The organism is Pseudomonas sp. P9_35, from assembly GCF_034008205.1.
Taxonomy (GTDB): Bacteria; Pseudomonadota; Gammaproteobacteria; order Pseudomonadales; family Pseudomonadaceae; genus Aquipseudomonas; species Aquipseudomonas kilonensis.
Window position 1 is genome coordinate 1,346,363 of sequence record NZ_CP125373.1, and the last position, 19,644, is coordinate 1,366,006.

Genomic DNA, 19,644 nt, shown 5'->3' on the forward strand with positions numbered 1-19,644 from the left:
CATCATGGCTATCGAAGTCGGAGTGTCTTCACCACCGCCTCTCCTTGCGTACCACCAGGCCAGCACAGGTCCACAGAGGCTGAAGTGCCACCCTTTACATGAAAAATCGCGAAATTCTTATCTTCCGAATGACTAAAGAGATGTTCAAAATAAATAGAGTCGTGGCCGCTAACCTTACCAGAGTTTGCAATACCTCCGCCTGCAAATTGGCCAGCCGGCATGCGAGAAATAGCGCTTGAGGTAACTTGGTAAACACTGGTTTTACGATATTTGTTATGGCTTAGCCGAAAGGCGGCGGCACAGTGGACATCGCCACTAATGAATACGAGCGTCTTACCGCTTTTGTCCAACGCTTGGAAGATATAGTCAAGCAGACGATTTCGCTCTGCATGATTACTGCTGTGGTCCCATTCATCCATACAATCATCTTTCGCTGAATCCATCCAAGACCCTACGGTCAGTACGACGGATTTCCAATGCACAAAGGGCACAGGGCTGACCACAAATAATATAGGCGAGGAGGCGAGCTCGCTTTTTTTCAACCACGCTTCGAATCTTTCGACTTGTTTCGTGCCCAGGAGAAAGTTTTTCTTTTCGGGGCTCTCAACGTCATGATGCCCGCGCAGGTCAAGCATGTAGAAGGGAACGCCACCCTTGTCAAAGCTGTAATCCCAAATGCATGAGTCAGGGGTCTTTAACGAGTTCTTAGAGATGCCGGTTTTGGGATTGTGACTGTGGGCGTATTCAAAGTAGGCCGTGCGTGCAGCCGTCCACATCGAGTTGACTAACTTTCTGTCCGTAGCTTTGTCATCACGTTTGAAATACCTGGAGATTATTGCCAGCCTCTCTGCGTCAGTACGAGACCCCCAGCCATCCATGATCTCATGGTCGTCCCAAATCATGTATTGTGGGAATTTCGAAAATACTTCCTGCATGTGCGGGAACTTCCAGTACACCCGATAGTACCAACGATATAAATCTAGCAAGTACGCGTCCAGTTTTTTTGTGTCGAGCTTTCCATTGGTGGAACTCTCGGCTATCAGGTCGTCCTTGTTATCTTTTAACCATTCCCAGATGTCTGGGAAATATTTGCTTTTTTGGCAGTCCACATACACCTGATCACCACCGCCTATAGAAAACCTGGCGGTTGCAGTGTTCATTCTTTCGAGAAAGAGAGGCCATGCACCATAGCTGCCATTTGCGTTGAATGGGTCATGGCAGCTGTAGAATCCAAAACTGAAATCAGGCATTTCTTCGGCCATGGTTCTGAAGCTAAGGGACTTGTGGCAGCCGATTTCGGTTCTACGAAAGTTATCCGAACCATCCGTCTCGTCGGTCATTAGATAATAGTAGTAGGCGGTATCTTGATCCAAACCTTCAAGATCAAATGTATGGGTCAGGTCGTCATCCCGACTGAACAGGTGCGGCTCATAAGCGCAGTCGAAAGCTTTTAGAAAGTCTATCAGGGGTTTTCCATCGAGCTTTACCAGATCCCCCTCAATAGGTTTTTTCGACCAGACCAGGCTCCATAGCCCTGATTTATAGACACGAATCCAAATGCGCGCGGTATTTGACGTCACATGACCAATAATGCTCGCGCTTTGAAGTTTGTTCACGTCGTAATCATTATTTCTAGGGTCGACGAGTGCCATGGGAGTCCTTCGCCCGAGCTCATTTCTCTCAGGCATGAGATGAACTGTTTGTAGGTTTATTCCCTCCAGCAGGACCCATAGCGTGGAAGATCGGATCCATTCAGAGCGATGGCACCCTGACTATAGCCGTGCCGCTTCGCTTGTCTAATCGGCCTTCGTAACGTTTGGCGATAAGCCGAAGTACCGACGGTGATAGCTACGTGACATTTAGACGACGGAAATTCAGTGAACGATGGCAAACAACTGGTTTTGCGGGTGAACCCTTCTCCTTGGCGATAGAAGGTTTGGTCTAGCAGACCTTCACTGAGGGTGAAACGGAAGTCGCGCCAAAATAGGGGCCGCTTAGGTTAGGAGTTTCATGGGTGGCGGTTTGACAGCATTCCCGCGTGAACTATCTTGCGAGAGAGCCGCTTCGCTTACGTCATAAGGATTTTTATGAAGCCCCACCATACTGGTGTTGTCTTACTCGGTGCAGCATCGTTTCTCTTGGGCGGGTGCGCTTGGTCTCCAGCCCATGACAGTTGGCCTTTGCCGCCTGAAGATGTTGTCGGCTATGAGCCGCCAGTGCTCGCCCCTAATCCTGGCACCTACGAGCAAATGAGCATCGCCCAAAAACACGCGGAAGCCCTACGCAAGCGGATAAACAAGCATTCGCTGGATCGAGGGCGGTTGGATTGGGCTACCGGCGACTATACGTCGATCGGCGCCATTGCGGCCGTTGGCGGCGCTGTGGCAGGCCAGCCAGGCCTCATGAACACAGGGGCAGGGCTGTCACTATTGGGTATAGCTGCCTCTGATCGGTACCAGTACAACATCCAATACGCCTCCTACGCCGGCGCTCGCAAGGCGCTGGAATGCATGCTCACTCACGCCCAGACCACAAACGACAAGGAGGTGCTGTGGGGCACCATCCAGCAAGGCAGCAAAGAGACCCAGGAAGCGGCGAGCGCCTTACCTACCGGCATGGTGCAAGCGACGCTCAAGGTCAAGGAAGGTCTCATTACCCGTCTACAGTCCATCGAGAATGAACCTGTAAAAGCCGGTGACTTCAGGGCCGTAGTGAAAGAGCAGCAGTTAGCCTTGGCTAACGAGGAAACCGCGGAGGCAGACCTCACCAGCAAAGTGACGAATGAAAGTACCAGCGTCGCGGGGTTCTCCATGAGGGGCGCAAAAAAACTGAACGCCGCTCAGGAGGCGACAAAGAAGCGGATTGCCTATGAGCAAACGTTGGTCCCGCTGGAGCGCCAAGTCGAAGTAGGCAAGAAGCTCGTCATGCTGCTACCGGCAATAAACACATGCGTTGCAGGTTACTAGAGGGGATAAAAACAGCGACAGAACAGGTTGTCGGATAATACCGGGCAAGCGAACCTTGCCAGACCACATCGCCTTGCGCTTACACCGAATCCTCCTGTTACCGATGAACATGTGTCTGGTGCCCAGTCCTAGAACAAGAAATGACTACCCAAACAAATCCTGGCTTTCCCTCCCGGAGGAATCTCAAGAAATGAGGGAGAGCGCTGGAGAAAATTCAACTTGCCCGGTCGAACGCCGATAGGCTTGCGGAAGATTTCACGCGAAGGATCGAGTATGTTTTACCCACGCGAAGCTGAAAAAGACCACCTGTATAACCGAATCGTCCTGCTTACCGTAGCTTGCTGCGTGCTGTTGCTTCTAGCTTCCCTGGCAAAACACTCAGGGTCCATTTATGGGGCAATTCGGTGGAGCGCTGTCGAGGTAAACGGCACCGTGACGCAACTGGAAAGCATCCCGATGAATGAAAACGGCATCATCATTCATTACCGGTATACCGACGGTGATCAACAAGTCCATGAAGACGAATACGTGGACCAACGCTATAACGAACATACTCAGTACGAGGTAGGGGGTGACGTTCCCCTGCTGTACTCACGTTGGTTGCCCCAGATCAGCAGCATCGCCACCGAGCTACACACTTATCGCGCCAGCTTCTTCGTCATGGCTGGCGGGGTGTTGCTGACATTGGTGTTCTTCGGAATTTCCTTCATGACGTTCGGTCGCATTTACCGCATGAAAGAAGAAGACCGCTTCTATTGAAACGGTTGTCGGTCATGATGCCCAGAGCCCTCATTCATCCAGGTAATCGGTTTTCCCCCCCATGAAAAAGTTGATCCTCGCGTTGCTTTCGCTCGTCCTGCTTTCCGGGTGCGTAACCAAGTCCTTGAGCGTTGAAGACCGCCACCAGATCAAAACGATCAAGATCCTTCCCGTGTACTTTGCGGTAGAAAACTTCCAATACACCAGCATGACTCAGGCGTGGGGTGCAGGCCTGGGAGCCGGAGCAGGCGCAGCGACTGGCATGGCCGCCGGGGCATCAAGCGCCGGCACGAGCGCATTGGCGGGCGCCGGATCGGTCGCGGGCACTAAGGCGGCCGACGGCGCGACGGTAGATGTTTCCCAGGCCATTCTGAACAACATGCAGGCTCACGGTATCGATGTGGGCCAACTGGTGCGTGAAAGCTTCGAGAGGCGCATCAAGCAAGAAGGGTTGTTCACCCTCGTGGCGCAAGGTGAGCGAGCGGACGCCGACGTTGAAATCATGGTCGCGCAGTGGGGGCTTAGCCTGAAAAACTACAGCACCGTGCTTTACCCCGTCATTGGCGTCAACGCCTCCATGAAACGCAGCGGCACCTCGGTTTGGCGCAACTTCAATACCATTTCGGTATTCAATGAAGGCAACACCATCGCTTACACCCCGGAGCAGTACGCCACCGATCCTGAAGCTGCGCGTGCGGCGTTTTCCCGGGTGGCTGATTTGGCGGTAGGTAAGCTGATTGAAGATCTGAAGCGATAACGGCACAGGCAAACCGGAGTGCTCTACGACAAAATGCTCGTCAAGGATTTGCCCTGCCAAATGATGGTCGGGATTTCCAAACCCTTGACCCGGCAGCAGTGCGATTTACTCAACACCCAACGAACGCGTTCTCAAGGCGGCTAGAACTATGAATGAATATGGCCTATACGCTTTGGCATACGCGGTGTTCCTGCTGCTGTTTTTCTATATGAAATCCTACGACCTCAGAAAATGGTTCGGCATAACCCTGCTTGCGCTGGGATTCGCGAGTATTTTTGCGCTGCCATCTTTCATCTCGGGTTTTGATGTGGGTATCGCTTCAACCAGTGCTATTGCTATCGGTGCGGCACTGTTTTTTAGCCGGGCACGGTATGTGGAGTGAGTCTGTATTCCTCTTTAATTGACCACTCACTCCGTGCCTACCAACTGTCTCGATAATCGAAGGAGACCTGATAGACGTAGGTGGGCCAATCAATTGAATGCTGAAAATAAGGGTGGAGAATTTTTATCCATTCTTGTGGGACATTAAAGCCTCCGTTATTTATGTTGTTTTCGATTGGAATCCCTAGGGCTTCAATGACAGAACCGTCCTCGCCCAAGTCTTTTGAATATTCTTCTCCTTCGTAGGATTCGGTTTGCTTGCTAAACCATTCAAGTCTGAGTTTGAGTCCCATTTGGCTCGCTCAGCTTTTTGATTTGGTTTTGGTTGAAGGGGTGTCGGCGCTAGTCCCGATGAAATATTCCAGTCCGGCAGGGAATTCCATGTCGAGTGTTTTCTCTATTTTTTTGAGTTGCTCTTCCGTTATTTCCAGCTCTCCTGGTTCAACAGCGTTGAATGGTTTTGCTTCAGTTATCTGGGCTAGCGCTTCGTTTTGCTCGGCGTTTTTTATGCAAGTCTCGAATTGCAGTGAATCGTCTTTCTTGTCGTCTGGATAGAAGCCTGTTATTGAGAAGCAACGCATGGTATCCATCTTTTTGATGCCTTTTAGTGAATTAGTTGCTGCTGGTTAAGAAAAGCAACAGGTTTCGTGGTAACTCTATTGAGCACGAATCTTCCAGTGCTTCAATTTGAGATGTGTTCAATGCGTAGTCGTAAAAATAACTTTCCTCTTCGGTCCAATTCATTATTTTTGCTAGAGTCTGAGTGTCAATGCAGAGCATGTTTTCGTATGAGGCAAAGTCCTCGCCGTCTAATGCTCCCATTATTTTGTGTTTCATGGGTCTATCCTATAGCGCCGTGCCGTGAGTTCATTCATAAAACTTGCCTTTAGGATCCTCCCATTTTTAACGCTTTACGTCGCCGCCTCGTACAAATGTTTTGATGGGAGATGGCTAGTTGTTTTTTATCAGTTGGCTCGGTACCGAAATGCAATTTGATAATCGAAATTTTCGGGGGCGATTGAATGCCCAAAGAAGGGTTGGATGATAGGTATCCATTCGGCGCGTACATCAAAGCCCCCGTCATATATTTCGGGTTCGCTTTCCAGATCCAGCGCGGTGATTACTGACAAATCATCCCCCAAGTCGTTCGAATATTCGTTGCCTTCGCCAAGTTCGGTTTTTTTGTCGTACCAATCCAGTCTTAACTTTAGTCCCATTCGGCTTTTCTCCCGGTTTCTGTTGGGGCTAGTCGGCGCAAGTTCCGATGTAATATTCCAGCCCGTCAGGAAATTTTATATCTAAAATTTTTTCTATTTCTCTGAGCTGCTCCTCTGTTATTTCTAGCTCTCCTGGTTCAACTTCGTTGAAGGGTTTGGCTTCAGTTATTTGCGCCAACGCTTCATTTTTTTCGGCGTCCTCTATATAAATTTCGAACTGTAATGAGTCGTCTTTTTTGTCGTCAGGGTAGAAGCCTGTTATTGAGAAGCAAGGCATGGTGTTCCTCTTTTATTGTCGTGGGGTTGTTCTGCCGGGTTTGGCAGGTTTTGTTTGGCGACCTGTTAAGTGGTCGTATTCGCCCAGATGGCTTCCTAGCTTGTCGTACTTTTCTACAGCATTACTTTTGGAGTCCCATTCATAAATACGACCCTTCCGATCAACCCAGCGTCTTCTTTTTTTACTCCCGCCTTGTACGGAAGACTTTGATTTTACCTTGACGGCATCGGGGAAGGCCGGTAACAGTTTCGGAGCTTTGTAGTATTTATGATCCCCCGGAACACTCAAAACCACATAAACCGGCCGAACCCCCGAATCCGCCGGAAACACCAGAATGAAATCCCTGTACTCCGGCGGGTAGATCGGGTCGACGATGATGCTGTCAGCCATCGGCGTCGGCGGATAGATCCAAATAGGCGGTGCCTGGGGCGCGGCTTCCAGAGCGGGAATGCCGAGGGTGTCAGCCGGATTGGTAGCCGGCGTCCAGATCAGTTCGATCCCATCACCCAGGTCGGCGATGAACTGATCGGCTCGCGACGTGAATTGAACAACATCAACCATTTCCCAATCGGGATGCTGGCCGGTATAGAAGCCATACCCCTTGAGACTGCCGTCGGCCTGCTGCTCGACGCTCAGGCGCATGCGGCTGCGGGCCTGCTTGAGGTCGCGTAGCTGGTCTTCGCTATAGAGCGCGCTGTCGCCCAGGTTGGTAGGCCAGAGCAGGGCAACGATGCCTGTCAGCAGGGCAGCGCCGACGGTGCCGCCAGCAACTGCAGCCGTGGAAGTTGCCGAACCGCCCAGCGCGAGCCTGCCCAAGGTAACGGGAACCGTGCCCGCGCCGATTCGCTTGAGGGGGATCGTGCCGGATGGATCGGCGCTCCGACCGCCGAGCCACATGAGTTCGCCGTACTGCTTGACCAGATCTGCCGGGACGTAGCCGTTGGGGGTGCTGTAATCGATGATGCCGTTGGGGAGCTTGCAGCTCTTGGCAAACACGCTTCCGGTCACGCTGAATACGGGCTTTTTATCCACCGTGGCCCAGCGTTCTCGTTCATAGGCTGCCTGCCGGGCAAGCATGGCTTCATAAGCCCGCTGCCGAGCATCACGCTCGGCCAGTTCGCTGGCGGTCATGTCCCGATAGGTGACGTGATGCCCATCGCCGCCGGGTGGGTTTCGGACCTGGGGGATGTCTTTTTTGCGTGTCGCCACGTAGTGAATCTCGTCCGCTAAATGCAGCGCAAACGCTAACGCGGGAAGAGAGGGTCGCGATGTAGGAGGATTCTTGAAGTGGTCGTTCCGGTTTCCTCAAAACAGGTAGGGCTGGCTATGAAAGGTCGGAACAATTTTAAGTGTCCGATGGGGCTGTCAGTCAGTGGGCAACCGCAACTCGCGAGCCGACGTCGCCTTGCGCCTTTGCCTACAACTACGCCAGAATCCGCCGGCTTGTTCGCCTTGGATTGCGTCGGTAATTTGGGACCTGTCACTGCTCATCAGTGATCGGGTTTAGTCGCCCAGGGTGAAACAGGTTGTGCAAGGCGTCATCCAGTCGGGATTTCCATCCTGCACTCGATGGTGGCTGTGCGCAGGGCGTCCTCGGACGCGCCGGTTTCTTGTTTCCCCGGTCGACTAACCTGCGTACAGCTGCCTCCCCTCGTTTAGTCGCGAGCGGGTGATGGCTCCAACTACAGGAAACAAGATAATGGCAAAAGATACTCCGAATCCTCCCGATACGAACGAACACGTCTCCCGTGCTCAGTCCGCCCGCAACAAGAAAATCGATGACGCTGCCACGCGAGCGTTGGATTTTTACCTGAAACCCAAGCCTAAGAGCGAAACGTCTGACAAGACCGATTCCATTTTACGGATTGATCCGAGTGTGGATTCTGAGTGTTTGCTTGCGAATCTCAGTGAGAACCTGGCTTCGGCGAACGCGATGATCAGTGATTTGGCGTTTGATCTGGATGGATCGCGGCGGCGTGTTGCGATGGGGATTTTGCAGGTTATTGAGGTGAGTGAGCTGTTGGCGAATCGGGCGTTGGATATTGTTGAGGTGAGGTAGGGCGGCAAAGCTGCGCTGTCTAGATTGGAAATTAGGTCTTCTTTGGCAAGATCAAATTTGTGCCGGAGGGATACACGTTCTGAACCTATAATTCAGTTATGGTAGGCTGGATAGCGCGGAGCGGTGCGGCAAATGAGCTGCACCCCTCCGAATTGTAATAGTCATCGCGTATTTTAAAGATTTATTGCTTACTGTATGGGCGAGCATCGGGTCGCTCAGTTACTGGGCGGCGAGAAACTTGTTCTAGTATTTTGTCTAAGTCAGATCTGACTGCGCCAATAAACGCGAAAAGACCTGTTGGGGAAATTTGTATCAATTTGCGGTCCTCTTCGGTCAGTCCAGTTAGTACCAAGCGGCAAATTTTTAGCCAGCCAGGATGTTCTTTTTGTGCTTCACTTCTAATTTCCAAAGCAATTGTCTCGCTTTCTAGAAGCGTGACAAGAGCCATTTGTGAAATGTATACATTGTCGCTTAATGTTAGTTTGTAATGAGCTGCGCCTGCAGGGCTAATTCTAAGCAGGGTTTCATCATTAAGGGATTTCTCAGAGGGGTCGTAGCATTCAATCAAACCTTTGCCGAAAAGTCTGTCCATGAAGTGGCGAAACGTTTCGCGCGGTATTAGTAACGCCGAGAATACTGACCATAGCTCAGATGTTCTGAGGAATTTATCTCTGGTGTTGGAAGCGTGATCGTCAATGTTCATTAGAAAGCGCAAAATATACAGCGCCATGAATGGAGATGAGGCAGTTCCCGGTGGCCGAGCAAAAAGGTTAAATAAGAAACTATGTTTGTCCTCGTCAAAAATGGACCCTTTCTGCAATATCAAGGCGTTTAACAGGCTGGTCCGACGTAAGTTGGTCTCGCCTCTAGCAACGTATAGGCGTAATAGCTGCTCTAGCCCTATCCATGGAGATGATAATAATGATCCTGCGAGTTAAGCGCTTCGTCGGACATCATAGTTGCATAGCTTTCCTATTAGAGCTGTTACATCTGAGCTGGAAACAAAAATCGCTTCCACTGTGGTGCAAAAAGACTCTAGATCCGGTATCTCAAGTTTCCAACCTTGACCTACCATTCCGCTTATTTTTTTTCCAGCAGTACCAGCAAGTGCAGGTGTTGCTCTCAATATTTCCAGTCGCTTTGAAAAAACTTCCCTCAGACTAGGTACTGGAAGAAAAAATGCTCTTGAATGTAAGCTCTGAAGAGGGCCGGCTTTAGTAAGAGACCAAACTGTGGTGTCGGTTACTGGACAAACTAGAAAAGATGCCACACTACTTGATATTCCAATGGCGTATTGAAAAACTGAGTCCTGTATGGTTCTCGGTAGATGATCGACATTGTCTATAATTAGTACAGGCAAGCGTTTTCGTCCAGCTAAAGCATTTTTTAGGAGTGCTAGAAGATATTCGCGTGGCTGAGCGTTTCGTAGGTGCCTAAGCTCTTCACCAAATTTTTGTCTGAAGGTATCTCTGTCTCGATTGTATAGAGGCGCTAATTCCCCCACACGCATTCTTTGATATCTGTTCCAAAATGCTCCTCTCAGATCGTCGAAGCTAGGCGTAGAAGATCCGAAGAGCGCTCGCTCTGCTTGATCTATTAAGCTATTAGACAACCAATCTGTAAGATGTTTTTCCGAACCTTCGATTTTTAAGAGGTTTACACTAAGTAATAAGGTCTGATCTTTTGTATTTTTTGGAACTATTTTCTGAAAAAAACGTTGTAGAAAAGTCGTTTTTCCGGAACCTTTGTTTCCCACAAGGAGGACGAACTCACCGGATTTAAGTTCTACTGAGGTTTCTAGTAAGGCTTGAAGTTCCTCGGGTTCGGACGTGTCGATTTGTTGTACGCGCCTCACCTTGCCTAAAAGTTCATCCAAGATTTTTTCAAATGCTACATCTGTTTCTTCGCTCGATTTTGTTTCAACGAAACAGTCAACTAGTACATCTAGCGAGTGGTTGCTCATTTTTATAAAGGATGTTCTAAATATTTCCTCAAGTGCATATCCTAGCTCGCTTGTCGGAGGCATGCGCTTATAGCTTCGATCAAATGGTCTGAAGTAATTTACTGAGATAGGCGATACGCCTGTTTCTTTTTCTTTGATGTAGGCAAACAAGCGGCCTTCCTCTAGGCCTACATCTGAAAAGAACTCATAAAACCGCGACCAATTATTAACGATTGCGTTAACCGTGGGGAATACTACCGCTAATCCCTCAAGAGGCGAAAGTCCGTCGGCACGAGAGGCTAGAAAACCAATCCATTGATGACCGTTTGTGACGATGCCTACAGGTGATCCAAGTTTTGCAGCATATCGAAGTGCCTGTCCGATTCCGTCGCTTGCTCCGTTTAATGCTGTGCTATTTAACGGAATTACAGACAGCTCTGACTGGTTTGATGAAATTAAGCTTACCATGTCGCGCTTTGCTTCAAGTACCATCCTGCAGCGCAATCCTTTTACTAGCGCGTAGTCTGCGTATCCAGCGCCTGGCAAATAAGGCTCTACTCGAATAGAGTCTCGTTTCCAATCCAGTTCTGTTTTGAGTAAGGAATCAATAACATGAAATCTGGTTTGGGCTTCATTGTCATCATCTTCTAGGGCCCTTCTATAGGACTGCAATCGGTCTAAGAGTCCTTGCTCTTTTAAGCTGGATTGCCCAAGCACGTCCATAGGGTTCCCTGCATCGTGACAGCTAAATGTGGTAGGCCTGTTATTTTTAAGGCCCTTATTTTTTGTGACAGCAGTTGGCTAGCGATCATGTCTTATTTGAGTTATAGGCGAGAGCTGAGGACTGTCAATCCCTAGACCGGTCTTCGTCCGAAAGACGGACACTCCTGCGAAGAAATTTGCTAGAGGGAGGGGACGTAATTATTTCTTTGGCTGTTCGTTTCTTCGCCACCTAGATGACGCTGGCGCAAACCCCCTGCCCCGGTGCATCTGCCGGTAGAAGCTAGTCCCGCCGCGCTATTCCCCGCTTAAGCACCCTCGCTATCCGGATCGCAGCAAACCATGCTAACCGTCCGAAACCAACCAGTAGTCGCCTCATTACCCGAACGCACTGCCCCTGCCTTCGCCCAGCAACCCTCAGAACCCGACGCCTATCAGCCGCAGGCCGCGCGTCAATTAAGCATAGCTTGGTAGTCACCAAGGCCACCTTCGCTCCGACCGCCACAGCGACAGCAAGAAAATACAACCAACGGTGATTCTTGGCTTCGTCATGTTGCCTGATCAGCGCCGACAATTGCTTCAAGGAAGGCTTGGCACCAGCGAGCCAGGGAATGATGCATTCGCTGGCCAAAGCTACGGTGTGACTGCTGATATTTTTGTTCACAAGGCAGAGTGGGCCATCAGGATTGGCCAAGCAATAGTCACGGGGGGACGTACTCGCAGGTGCTGGAGAGTGGCGATGAGCGCGACATGTCATTGGAAAAGTATTTCACGGGGCACAACCGTTGGTTGTACTCGTTGATTTCTTTGCGGATGGCGATCATGTCCTCGTCGTTTATAGTTCTCCTAGTCGCCGCGTAGAACCCTTTGGAGTCGTCCGGTGCGTAATCTAGGAAGTAGCTGGCTTCACCTTCCTTGATGGGGGTAAAGGTCCATTGTGAAACGCTGCTCCACCGGCATAACTCAAGACTATCCAGCCCGTTGGCCCTGCAGTAATCATCTTAGCGCTTGGTCTGGCTCAGCAGGAACGTGCTGACGTCCTGAATGTTCGCTGTCGCCTCCGTCATCAATGCAGCAATGCAGCGTCTTCATTGGCGCCTTTGTCCGCCACGAAAAACACCGCTGCGGCCAATGCCAGCAGAAACCAGAAGTGATCGTATATCTGACGGAAGCGTTCGGTCAGGTTGAGGTTGTCATAGATAAGCACCATGACGGCCCATCCGGTGATCGCGCACAGCATCAACAAGGGGATCAGCCCGGTCTAGCAGCCCCGTTTCCCTACGCCATTGATGGCGTAACGGATGGCTCTTTGGGCGACGCAGGTGAGCGGGATATCCAAAGCGCTGGTGAGGAAAAGAAACGCTTAATGGATGTCGAGCAGCGCCTCAAGGATTTTACTGAAGCTCTTGCTGATTTTAAAAGGCCAGCATAGTCTGTACCCACTAGGTACGGATCGGTCAGAAAAGGACGTCGATAATCCACTCGCCCAAGCCCGAATAGAGGGCACGCGAGTTCGCCGCTAGGCGAAACCTCAAAACCATCATAAGGACGTGACCTATGCCCAAAGCGCCGCTTGTCGCTGTCTCGTTGCTTACACTCAGTCTTCAATCCGCTTTCGCCGATATCTGTCAAATCGATGAGGCAGCAATCATGAAGGCGATCAATGTCCCAGTACTCAAGAAAAATCCAAAACGAAGACCTTTCGGGTTGCGGCACGGCTCACCACATGTTCGGACTTGAGGTCTTTAACGTGGAGATTGAGTTTAAATGCGACAGGATCAATGAGGCATGGAAAATGTGACGGATTGTGGGTAATGAAATTTCGTGCTTACTTTTAAGTAGGCGGAATTAAATATTAATTAATGTGGTCCATAATGCATTCAATAGCCCCTTATTCGCTTCGTTGCTTTAATCCGTATAGTGATCCTAATAAAGGAGAGGATCGGTATGCTGTTCTGGATAAGATTGGGCAGTTTGATATGTATGGGCTTTTCCAGGATTTTATACAGGCACAGGGCGATAAGTTCAAAATTGTCGAGGCAACCCAGCAGGTTTATCGCTTCTATGGTATGAAATTTTATGATGATAAGAGGGAGATGGCAGGTTGGTTTGAAGCCGGATATTATGGGGTGAAAAACGATATCATTGATATTAAAACAGGGAATGTTGACTTTGAAAAGGCCCAAAACAATGCAGAAATTATAAGGCATTATGTTAGGTTTTACATTCCTGCTGGTTTTGATGAGGGTATTGCTCTTCTTCACAACTACAAGGGGAATGGTATTAAAACTTTGTTGCATGATCTTCTGAGAGAGAATTTTAATAAGGTCACTAAGCGAACTCTTCAAATGAATCCATTGGCGTACAAGAAGGCGTTTAAGGTTTGGGAGGAAGCTGTCACAAAAGAAATAAAGCTTACTAAGTTTATGGGGATGGCTGATATTACAGATCAGCTGACGCGGCTTGGGCATAAGGAACAGCAGCTGATAGTGAAGCCGCCAAGTCGAGGCAAGCTAGGAAAGCTTAAAGATTTCTTTAAGCCCGGAACAGAGGAGTATGAAGTGGTTGAGTTTCTACGGCCTCATTGCTCTCAGATCAAGGCTGTTGCGGAGCTTGATGGGAAAAAAAGAACATTTACAATTGGACGCCCCGCAGAAGATCAGATTTGTGAGATTCTCATGGATGAGGATGAGGTGGATATGATTGCTGGTAATCCAGAACCTAAGTCACTACACAATTGGTGCACTTCCTTGCTAAAGGAATTTGTCGGATATATTTATCCCGGGCTAAAGGTAAAAATATGAGCAGCAAAATAAATGTCGCAAATATTGTACTGGGGCATATTGCAACACTAGCCGATCCTTCAGGCAAACGTTCCCTTATGGATTATGTGACATTTTTTGCTGTGCCGAGTTTTTTCGCAATCATAGGCTGTATTGCGGGGTATAGCCTAAATAAAGATGTATCTTCGATGCTCGTGAACTTTGGTGCGATCTTTACCGCCTTGCTTTTGTCTGTATTGGTACTTGTATACGACCAAGAAAGCAAACTGAACGCTGTAAAAAACATTGATCCGCTTTATGATGCAAAAAAAAATCTTCTGCGACAGCTCTATTATAATATATGTTTCTCTATAATAAGTTCTATTGTGTTGGTGGGGCTTTGTTTCGCTCATTCAGTTTTGGATGGCGTGGTATCTGTTGTCAAATTTGATGGATTTGGTTTTAGCTTGAATTATGCTAAATATATTTTTACGCCATTGGTGATATTTGTGGTTGTTAATCTTATGCTAACAATTGTTATGATTGTTAAGAGGATGCATGCGATGCTAACTATCTGACTTTAAATTTGTTTTTGCTGTGTTTTTGCTGTGTTTTTGCTGTGTTTTATGTCGGTGGTTGAGTTGTTTTAGGGTTGATTAATATTTGCTGGCTTGTTAGCTGGGTTCTGAGTTGTCTGGAGGCTGCGTGGAAAATTTGAGCGACGGTGTTTATGAGGATGTAAAATTTGAAAAAAGCTATTGTGCTTTTTTAGATGTTTTAGGGTTTAAAGAGTATGTGCTTAGAAATGCTGGGGATCACGCTGCGTTTCAGCATGTTGTCAGAGCTCTCAGGGCTGGGCGAGAGCAGTTTAAAGATCCTGAAGAAAGGAAGTTTTTTAAAGTTAAAAACTTCTCTGATAATGTTATGGTGTCTGTAAAACATCGTGGTGATGGGCTTTTTTTACCGACGTTGTTTGAGTTTATATGTAGGTATCAAAAAGAGCTGGTTTGGCATGGCATGTTTGTTAGAGGCGGGGTGGCGTTGGGTGAGCTGTATGTAGGTAGTGATACTATATACGGAGATGCGCTAATTGAAGCGTATGAAATTGAGAGTCAGTCGGCCGTATATCCGGTTGTGATGCTGTCGGATAAGGTAATCGAGTTTGCAAAAAATAGCAGTTATTTTCATGCCGCCACAGGTGTATGGAGGTATGGAGATTTTCACGATATTTTCGTTTGTTTTGAAGGTAGGTACTATATAAATTATTTGAAGTCGGCAGTCGTATTTTTTACTGATAAAGAGGGCGGGTATAGTTCTTATTTGGACGTGCATTTCTTGCGGCAGCATCAAAGGTTACTTCAGGAACGGCTTCTGGAGTTCTTAAATTCTCAAAAAATATACAGAAAGTATTGCTTTTTAGCTAAGTATCATAATGCATTCTGTGCAGCGTGTGTGCGGTTTGATGAGTATAAAGATGATCTGATGGTTAATATTCCTGAGACGGAAGTTTCTTTCTCATCACGTGCTGAGTTTTTTGGTATTTAATAATGTTCATAGGGGCGATCGTGAATTCTTAAGTTTCTAAATTCACGATCAATTGCTCGTCTCGCCGTTTTAACGCTCTCATACAACCACCGCAATCTATTCGGTTTGTTCTGTTCCCCCGCCGTTACCGTCTTTTCCATCCCGTTTTTTTTGTCGCGGTAGTAAGTGATGCCCCCTGTGTTCCTCCACCAAATCCTCAACCGTATTCTCGGGCAGCTTGCTCTCCAACTCCAGGCTGGCGGTATAACCGTTATCCGCGCTGAGGCTGTGCAGCACATTACCGCTTTATACCAGATGATCTCGTCGATCTCAGGCTTCACGCTCTGGAACGTGTAAGTCAGTTCAGGAAGTCAGGCCGACCCCGAGCGAGGATGTAACTCAACGTCGGGCTGCCCCACTGCAATTGATTGAACTCCGTCCGGGCAGCGCGCAAGGCGGACTGGTGGTCGCTTAAGGTGTGGCGTGGCAGGTAATTGATGGCGGGGAAAAGGCCCAGACAGCTCAACGCTCCTGGTAGGAGCAAGAGTGTGACGAAGATGAGCACGCCTCGCTTCTTGCCCACCTTATAGGCCGCTGCTGCCAGCAAGGGAATCAGCAGCGACAACATCATCAGGTAGCCAAGCGTGATCACCATCGCTTCATCGGGCGACCAGTAGATTCCGATGATTTACCCGGCGTCGTTACGCCCGGTGAAGGTCGATGATACGACGCCAAGCCCCTCAAGGATCTGGTGCAGGTTGTAGGCCGCGCCGTGGAGGAACTTTACGTAAGGGTGGAAGAAACTCCCTATGGAAATTGACATCAATCTGATGTCCTTCAATGCTGTAGGCATTCCTCGGTTGCTTGAAAAAAAAGCGTGAAAAAGCGGACAGATTATCGGTGAGCCAATCCTGGGCGGACCGTGCCGTAGCTGAGAAAACTCATGGACATTGCTGCAGTGGGGGCCTCATTCGAGATCGAGCAACCTGCAAATTCGATGCGCAAGTAACTTAGAGCGTTTTGCCTGGAAGGCCAAAAGCTGGAGAAGGACTGGCCGTTGCGAACGTGCTATCCATCTCTGCGCGGTCGTAGTCCAGCAAATATTCTTGATGCTGACAGTAAAGCTGCCTGAGTGGCGTTTCGTTAGGTCTGACGACATCCATGCCTCTGCAGCTCTTCAACCGTTTCCATGGTTTGGGTGGTGCGAGGGGATGTTACGACGCCTCGGATAGTGGGTCGATGACCTTGAGTGTCGCACCGCTAGCCGTCGCCGCGTTCTCGCGTTCAGTCGAACTCCACATTTGGCGCGAGCGATGGATACTCAAGGCTCAGGTCTTCAAGGCACTTTTGCATGAGCTCAGCATCTTTAGGCATGCGTTTGCACAACGCACCCCACCCGGAAATTTTCAGTTGCATGGGCATTTCCACCAATCCTGTAATTGCGTCCCAGAAGGCATCCCAGTTGCAGCCGTACCAGCCGGGGAATCCGAGCGCGTGGCTCAGGGTGGAATGGAGTTCGCCGGTACTCATCACTCCGCTTAGGTCAATCTGCACAAGCTGTGGGCGGGTCATCGTCCAAACCTCTATAGCGTTAACGGTTAGCGATCAGAACCGAATTGGGACGGATTTTTTTCATTGGTCGAGCTGTTCTGTCCGCTTCTTTTAGGTGTCTGTCTCTGTGCGAGCGGCCCGTCATGGCTGACGTTAACAGCCACTTCAGCTTTTGAAATCCGACAAAATAAATGAAGTACAGCTTGTAAGATAAACCTCAACCTTCTCCAGCGACGGCATCACCTGGCTACACGACTCGGTGCGCTCCCCGTCAGCCTCCCGGATCAGGCTAACGGTATATCCGCCCTCGACCCGCCGCAGGATGCCAGCATATTTAACCGCACGACCCTCTTCGTCACTAAATGACGTAGCGACGAGATTTTTCTCCGGCAAGGCCTGCTCCGTTCGCGTCATCAGTCCCTTACGCTTCGCAGCGTAATCCTTCGCGGCGAGCGCGCCGACAATCGCGACGGCAATCCAGAAGAGCATTTCCAGGTTGCTCACCATTCGCCGTTTCGCTTCATGGGTTTCGGTTAGCCAGCTGCCTATCGCTGCGATGATGTCGTCCATGGATTGCCTGCGTAGGAGTGTGTTTGCCTGTTGAATCTGCAACGCGGAGCGTCGCGGGATGCGTTACCACGCGGAGCGTGGGAACGAGCGCTGCGGTTTATAGAATATCTTTCACATAACCGTTAAGCGCGATGAGCGGAGCGTGAAGGTCGTCCATCTTCTGCACAGCGCTGAAATCCGCAGCCAAACGATGCAGCTCTCGGCCCAGCACTGTATCCATCCCACCAATCGCCCCCAACGCTAAATCCAGGCATCGACTGATTTCGCCCTGAATCCCAGCCACATCGCCCCGGCGTATCAACAACTCAAAAACCTCACGATCGCAACTGCCCATCAATGGATCATCCCGCAGAATCGGGCTGTGGCCCTCTGTCTCATAAGCCAGCTTGAGGGAGTAAAGAGCGACCGTTTCCAGCAGCAATTCCATGGGGTGAAGTCCTTAGTGACTGGGTGGGGAGGGTGGGGTGATGGTTAATGTCTTGGATTTGGCTGCTCGGGGTATTGGTGAGGGTAGTGACTTTTTTTGTGAGCGCTTCGCGCTCAAGCGGGAGCAAGCTCCCTCGCCACAGGTTTTTCCTCTATAACAGGTCTTCCCCTACCACAGGTTTTTCCCTGCTACAGGTTCTTCTCTACCACCGGGGTGCTTCCTTGTTCCCAGGTTCTTCCTTACCACAGGTTCTTCCTCTCCATGGGGTTGGGTATTGGTGGCCGCTTCGCGGCCCAGCGGGGATAAATCCCCTCGCCACAAAGGGGGAATAAATCCCTTCACCACACAGGGGAACGGGGATAAATTCCCTCACCACAAAAGCGCGTAGGGGATTGGCTGAGCTCTGCATTACCCGCAGAAAACCACTTTCCTGCAGACGAAAAAAAAGACCTTGAATTTCAAGGTCTTTCTTTAAGATGGTGCCCCGAGGGAGACTCGAACTCCCACTCCTTTCGAAAACGGATTTTGAATCCGCCGCGTCTACCAATTCCGCCATCAGGGCTCAATGGCGGCGAAGTATAGAGAGGTGCCTACCGTTGGTCAATCACGTTTCATGGTGAATTTTTGATATTTCCGCTAGACTTTCCGGCCCTGCTAGACGAACCCCATCATGCGTGTTGCTGACTTTACCTTCGAACTCCCGGATTCGCTGATCGCTCGCCACCCACTGGCCGAGCGTCGCGCCAGTCGACTGTTGACCCTGGACGGGGTCAGCGGTGCCATGGCTCACCGTCAATTCACTGATTTGCTTGAGCATTTGCGCCCGGGCGATTTGATGGTGTTCAACAATACCCGGGTGATTCCGGCGCGGTTGTTTGGCCAGAAGGCCTCCGGCGGCAAGCTGGAGATTCTGGTGGAGCGGGTGCTGGACAGCCATCGCGTGCTGGCCCATGTGCGGTCGAGCAAGTCGCCCAAGCCCGGTTCGTCGATCTTGATCGACGGCGGCGGTGAGGCGCGGATGGTGGCGCGGCGTGATGCGTTGTTCGAGCTGGAATTTGCCGAAGAGGTGTTGCCGCTGCTCGACCGTGTCGGGCACATGCCGTTGCCTCCTTATATAGACCGCCCGGACGAAGGTTCGGATCGCGAGCGTTATCAGACCGTGTACGCCGAGCGCCTGGGGGCGGTGGCGGCGCCGACGGCGGGGCTGCATTTCGATCAGCCGTTGCTGGAGGCGATTGCCGCCAAGGGCGTGGAGACGGCGTTCGTGACGCTGCACGTCGGCGCCGGGACGTTCCAGCCGGTGCGCGTCGAGCGTATCGAAGACCACCACATGCACAACGAATGGCTGGAAGTCAGCCAGGAAGTGGTCGATGCCGTGGCGGCCTGTCGCGCGCGCGGCGGGCGGGTGGTGGCGGTGGGGACCACCAGCGTGCGGTCCCTGGAAAGCGCCGCGCGCGATGGCGTGCTCAAGCCGTTCAGTGGCGACACCGATATCTTTATCTACCCGGGCCGGCCGTTTCATGTGGTCGATGCCCTGGTCACCAACTTTCATTTGCCCGAATCCACGCTGTTGATGCTGGTTTCGGCGTTCGCCGGTTATCCCGAAGCCATGGCCGCCTACAAGGCCGCCGTCGAGCATGGATACCGCTTTTTCAGCTACGGTGATGCGATGTTCATCACCCGTAACCCCGCGCCACGCGGACCCGAGGAAACAGTATGAGTCGCACCTGTC

At 50.4% G+C, this 19,644-nt stretch carries 23 protein-coding genes, 1 tRNA gene and 1 pseudogene; 9 read left to right on the forward strand and 16 right to left on the reverse strand.

What is annotated here, in order from left to right; genetic code table 11:
* Nucleotides 1–8: 8 nt before the first annotated feature.
* The gene (locus tag QMK47_RS05755) at nucleotides 9–1,652 is read right to left on the reverse strand and encodes an alkaline phosphatase D family protein (protein ID WP_320389923.1); all 1,644 of its coding nucleotides are present in this window, start codon (nucleotides 1,650–1,652) and stop codon (nucleotides 9–11) included.
* Between the two features lie 528 nt (nucleotides 1,653–2,180).
* On the opposite strand from QMK47_RS05755, the gene QMK47_RS05760 reads away from it, so the two are divergent.
* The 4 genes from QMK47_RS05760 to QMK47_RS05775 all read left to right on the forward strand — a co-directional run bounded on the left by QMK47_RS05760 (nucleotide 2,181) and on the right by QMK47_RS05775 (nucleotide 4,864).
* Nucleotides 2,181–2,966, forward strand: a complete 786-nt coding sequence (locus QMK47_RS05760) for a hypothetical protein (protein WP_320389924.1) — start codon at nucleotides 2,181–2,183, stop codon at nucleotides 2,964–2,966.
* Between the two features lie 273 nt (nucleotides 2,967–3,239).
* Nucleotides 3,240–3,725, forward strand: a complete 486-nt coding sequence (locus QMK47_RS05765) for a DUF3592 domain-containing protein (protein ID WP_320389925.1) — start codon at nucleotides 3,240–3,242, stop codon at nucleotides 3,723–3,725.
* 61 nt (nucleotides 3,726–3,786) lie between these two features.
* Complete coding sequence (locus tag QMK47_RS05770; protein WP_320389926.1) at nucleotides 3,787–4,482, forward strand: hypothetical protein; 696 nt, start codon at nucleotides 3,787–3,789, stop codon at nucleotides 4,480–4,482.
* 148 nt (nucleotides 4,483–4,630) lie between these two features.
* Entirely contained in the window at nucleotides 4,631–4,864 is a 234-nt protein-coding gene (locus tag QMK47_RS05775) for a hypothetical protein (protein WP_320389927.1), read from the forward strand.
* A 37-nt stretch (nucleotides 4,865–4,901) separates the two neighbouring features.
* On the opposite strand, the gene QMK47_RS05780 is transcribed toward QMK47_RS05775, so the two are convergent.
* The 5 genes from QMK47_RS05780 to QMK47_RS05800 form a co-directional block, all read right to left on the reverse strand.
* On the reverse strand, nucleotides 4,902–5,156 hold the full coding sequence (locus QMK47_RS05780; RefSeq protein WP_320389928.1) for a colicin E3-like toxin immunity protein: 255 nt from the start codon (nucleotides 5,154–5,156) through the stop codon (nucleotides 4,902–4,904).
* A 9-nt stretch (nucleotides 5,157–5,165) separates the two neighbouring features.
* Nucleotides 5,166–5,453 carry a pyocin S6 family toxin immunity protein gene (locus QMK47_RS05785; RefSeq protein WP_320389929.1) on the reverse strand — a complete coding sequence of 96 codons (288 nt, stop codon included), beginning with the start codon at nucleotides 5,451–5,453 and terminating at the stop codon, nucleotides 5,166–5,168.
* Nucleotides 5,454–5,828: 375 nt separating this feature from the next.
* Nucleotides 5,829–6,080 carry a colicin E3-like toxin immunity protein gene (locus tag QMK47_RS05790; RefSeq protein WP_320389930.1) on the reverse strand — a complete coding sequence of 84 codons (252 nt, stop codon included), beginning with the start codon at nucleotides 6,078–6,080 and terminating at the stop codon, nucleotides 5,829–5,831.
* A 28-nt stretch (nucleotides 6,081–6,108) separates the two neighbouring features.
* Nucleotides 6,109–6,357: a pyocin S6 family toxin immunity protein gene (locus tag QMK47_RS05795; RefSeq protein ID WP_320389931.1), complete on the reverse strand. Its 249-nt coding sequence runs from the start codon at nucleotides 6,355–6,357 to the stop codon at nucleotides 6,109–6,111.
* Nucleotides 6,358–6,369: 12 nt separating this feature from the next.
* Complete coding sequence (locus QMK47_RS05800; protein ID WP_320389932.1) at nucleotides 6,370–7,566, reverse strand: S-type pyocin domain-containing protein; 1,197 nt, start codon at nucleotides 7,564–7,566, stop codon at nucleotides 6,370–6,372.
* A gap of 490 nt (nucleotides 7,567–8,056) precedes the next feature.
* Between QMK47_RS05800 and QMK47_RS05805 the strand changes: the two genes are divergently transcribed.
* Entirely contained in the window at nucleotides 8,057–8,416 is a 360-nt protein-coding gene (locus tag QMK47_RS05805) for a DUF6124 family protein (RefSeq protein ID WP_039010595.1), read from the forward strand.
* A 181-nt stretch (nucleotides 8,417–8,597) separates the two neighbouring features.
* On the opposite strand, the gene QMK47_RS05810 is transcribed toward QMK47_RS05805, so the two are convergent.
* The 3 genes from QMK47_RS05810 to QMK47_RS05820 all read right to left on the reverse strand — a co-directional run bounded on the left by QMK47_RS05810 (nucleotide 8,598) and on the right by QMK47_RS05820 (nucleotide 12,288).
* Nucleotides 8,598–9,119 (reverse strand): hypothetical protein, encoded by a 522-nt coding sequence (locus tag QMK47_RS05810; RefSeq protein WP_320412951.1) that lies wholly within the window; start codon nucleotides 9,117–9,119, stop codon nucleotides 8,598–8,600.
* A gap of 231 nt (nucleotides 9,120–9,350) precedes the next feature.
* Complete coding sequence (locus QMK47_RS05815) at nucleotides 9,351–11,081, reverse strand: AAA family ATPase (RefSeq protein ID WP_320412952.1); 1,731 nt, start codon at nucleotides 11,079–11,081, stop codon at nucleotides 9,351–9,353.
* A gap of 1,063 nt (nucleotides 11,082–12,144) precedes the next feature.
* A complete protein-coding gene (locus QMK47_RS05820) occupies nucleotides 12,145–12,288 on the reverse strand; it encodes a hypothetical protein (RefSeq protein ID WP_320389934.1) in 144 nt (47 codons plus the stop codon).
* A 664-nt stretch (nucleotides 12,289–12,952) separates the two neighbouring features.
* On the opposite strand from QMK47_RS05820, the gene QMK47_RS05825 reads away from it, so the two are divergent.
* The 3 genes from QMK47_RS05825 to QMK47_RS05835 all read left to right on the forward strand — a co-directional run bounded on the left by QMK47_RS05825 (nucleotide 12,953) and on the right by QMK47_RS05835 (nucleotide 15,385).
* Complete coding sequence (locus QMK47_RS05825; RefSeq protein WP_320389935.1) at nucleotides 12,953–13,882, forward strand: hypothetical protein; 930 nt, start codon at nucleotides 12,953–12,955, stop codon at nucleotides 13,880–13,882.
* On the forward strand, nucleotides 13,879–14,418 hold the full coding sequence (locus tag QMK47_RS05830; protein ID WP_320389936.1) for a hypothetical protein: 540 nt from the start codon (nucleotides 13,879–13,881) through the stop codon (nucleotides 14,416–14,418). The genes QMK47_RS05825 and QMK47_RS05830 overlap by 4 nt, the downstream gene beginning before the upstream one ends.
* 127 nt (nucleotides 14,419–14,545) lie before the next feature.
* Nucleotides 14,546–15,385 carry a hypothetical protein gene (locus tag QMK47_RS05835; RefSeq protein WP_320389937.1) on the forward strand — a complete coding sequence of 280 codons (840 nt, stop codon included), beginning with the start codon at nucleotides 14,546–14,548 and terminating at the stop codon, nucleotides 15,383–15,385.
* On the opposite strand, the pseudogene QMK47_RS05840 reads toward QMK47_RS05835, so the two are convergent.
* From QMK47_RS05840 to QMK47_RS05870, 7 genes and pseudogenes are all read right to left on the reverse strand, one after another.
* Nucleotides 15,382–15,848 (reverse strand): annotated as a pseudogene (locus QMK47_RS05840) (phage late control D family protein); the annotation flags it as partial. The gene QMK47_RS05835 and the pseudogene QMK47_RS05840 sit on opposite strands and share 4 nt — an antisense overlap.
* Before the next feature lie 204 nt (nucleotides 15,849–16,052).
* Nucleotides 16,053–16,187: a hypothetical protein gene (locus QMK47_RS05845; protein WP_320389938.1), complete on the reverse strand. Its 135-nt coding sequence runs from the start codon at nucleotides 16,185–16,187 to the stop codon at nucleotides 16,053–16,055.
* Nucleotides 16,188–16,374: 187 nt separating this feature from the next.
* Nucleotides 16,375–16,527, reverse strand: a complete 153-nt coding sequence (locus QMK47_RS05850; protein WP_320389939.1) for a DUF3885 domain-containing protein — start codon at nucleotides 16,525–16,527, stop codon at nucleotides 16,375–16,377.
* Nucleotides 16,528–16,648: 121 nt separating this feature from the next.
* Nucleotides 16,649–16,936, reverse strand: coding sequence for a barstar family protein (locus QMK47_RS05855; RefSeq protein WP_320389940.1), 288 nt, complete (start codon nucleotides 16,934–16,936; stop codon nucleotides 16,649–16,651).
* A gap of 144 nt (nucleotides 16,937–17,080) precedes the next feature.
* Complete coding sequence (locus QMK47_RS05860; RefSeq protein ID WP_320389941.1) at nucleotides 17,081–17,485, reverse strand: hypothetical protein; 405 nt, start codon at nucleotides 17,483–17,485, stop codon at nucleotides 17,081–17,083.
* A gap of 97 nt (nucleotides 17,486–17,582) precedes the next feature.
* Nucleotides 17,583–17,912 carry a hypothetical protein gene (locus QMK47_RS05865; protein WP_003197976.1) on the reverse strand — a complete coding sequence of 110 codons (330 nt, stop codon included), beginning with the start codon at nucleotides 17,910–17,912 and terminating at the stop codon, nucleotides 17,583–17,585.
* Between the two features lie 477 nt (nucleotides 17,913–18,389).
* A tRNA-Leu gene (locus QMK47_RS05870) sits at nucleotides 18,390–18,474 on the reverse strand.
* Nucleotides 18,475–18,582: 108 nt separating this feature from the next.
* Between QMK47_RS05870 and queA the strand changes: the two genes are divergently transcribed.
* The gene (gene queA, locus QMK47_RS05875; RefSeq protein WP_320389942.1) at nucleotides 18,583–19,632 is read left to right on the forward strand and encodes a tRNA preQ1(34) S-adenosylmethionine ribosyltransferase-isomerase QueA; all 1,050 of its coding nucleotides are present in this window, start codon (nucleotides 18,583–18,585) and stop codon (nucleotides 19,630–19,632) included.
* Nucleotides 19,633–19,644: the final 12 nt, after the last annotated feature.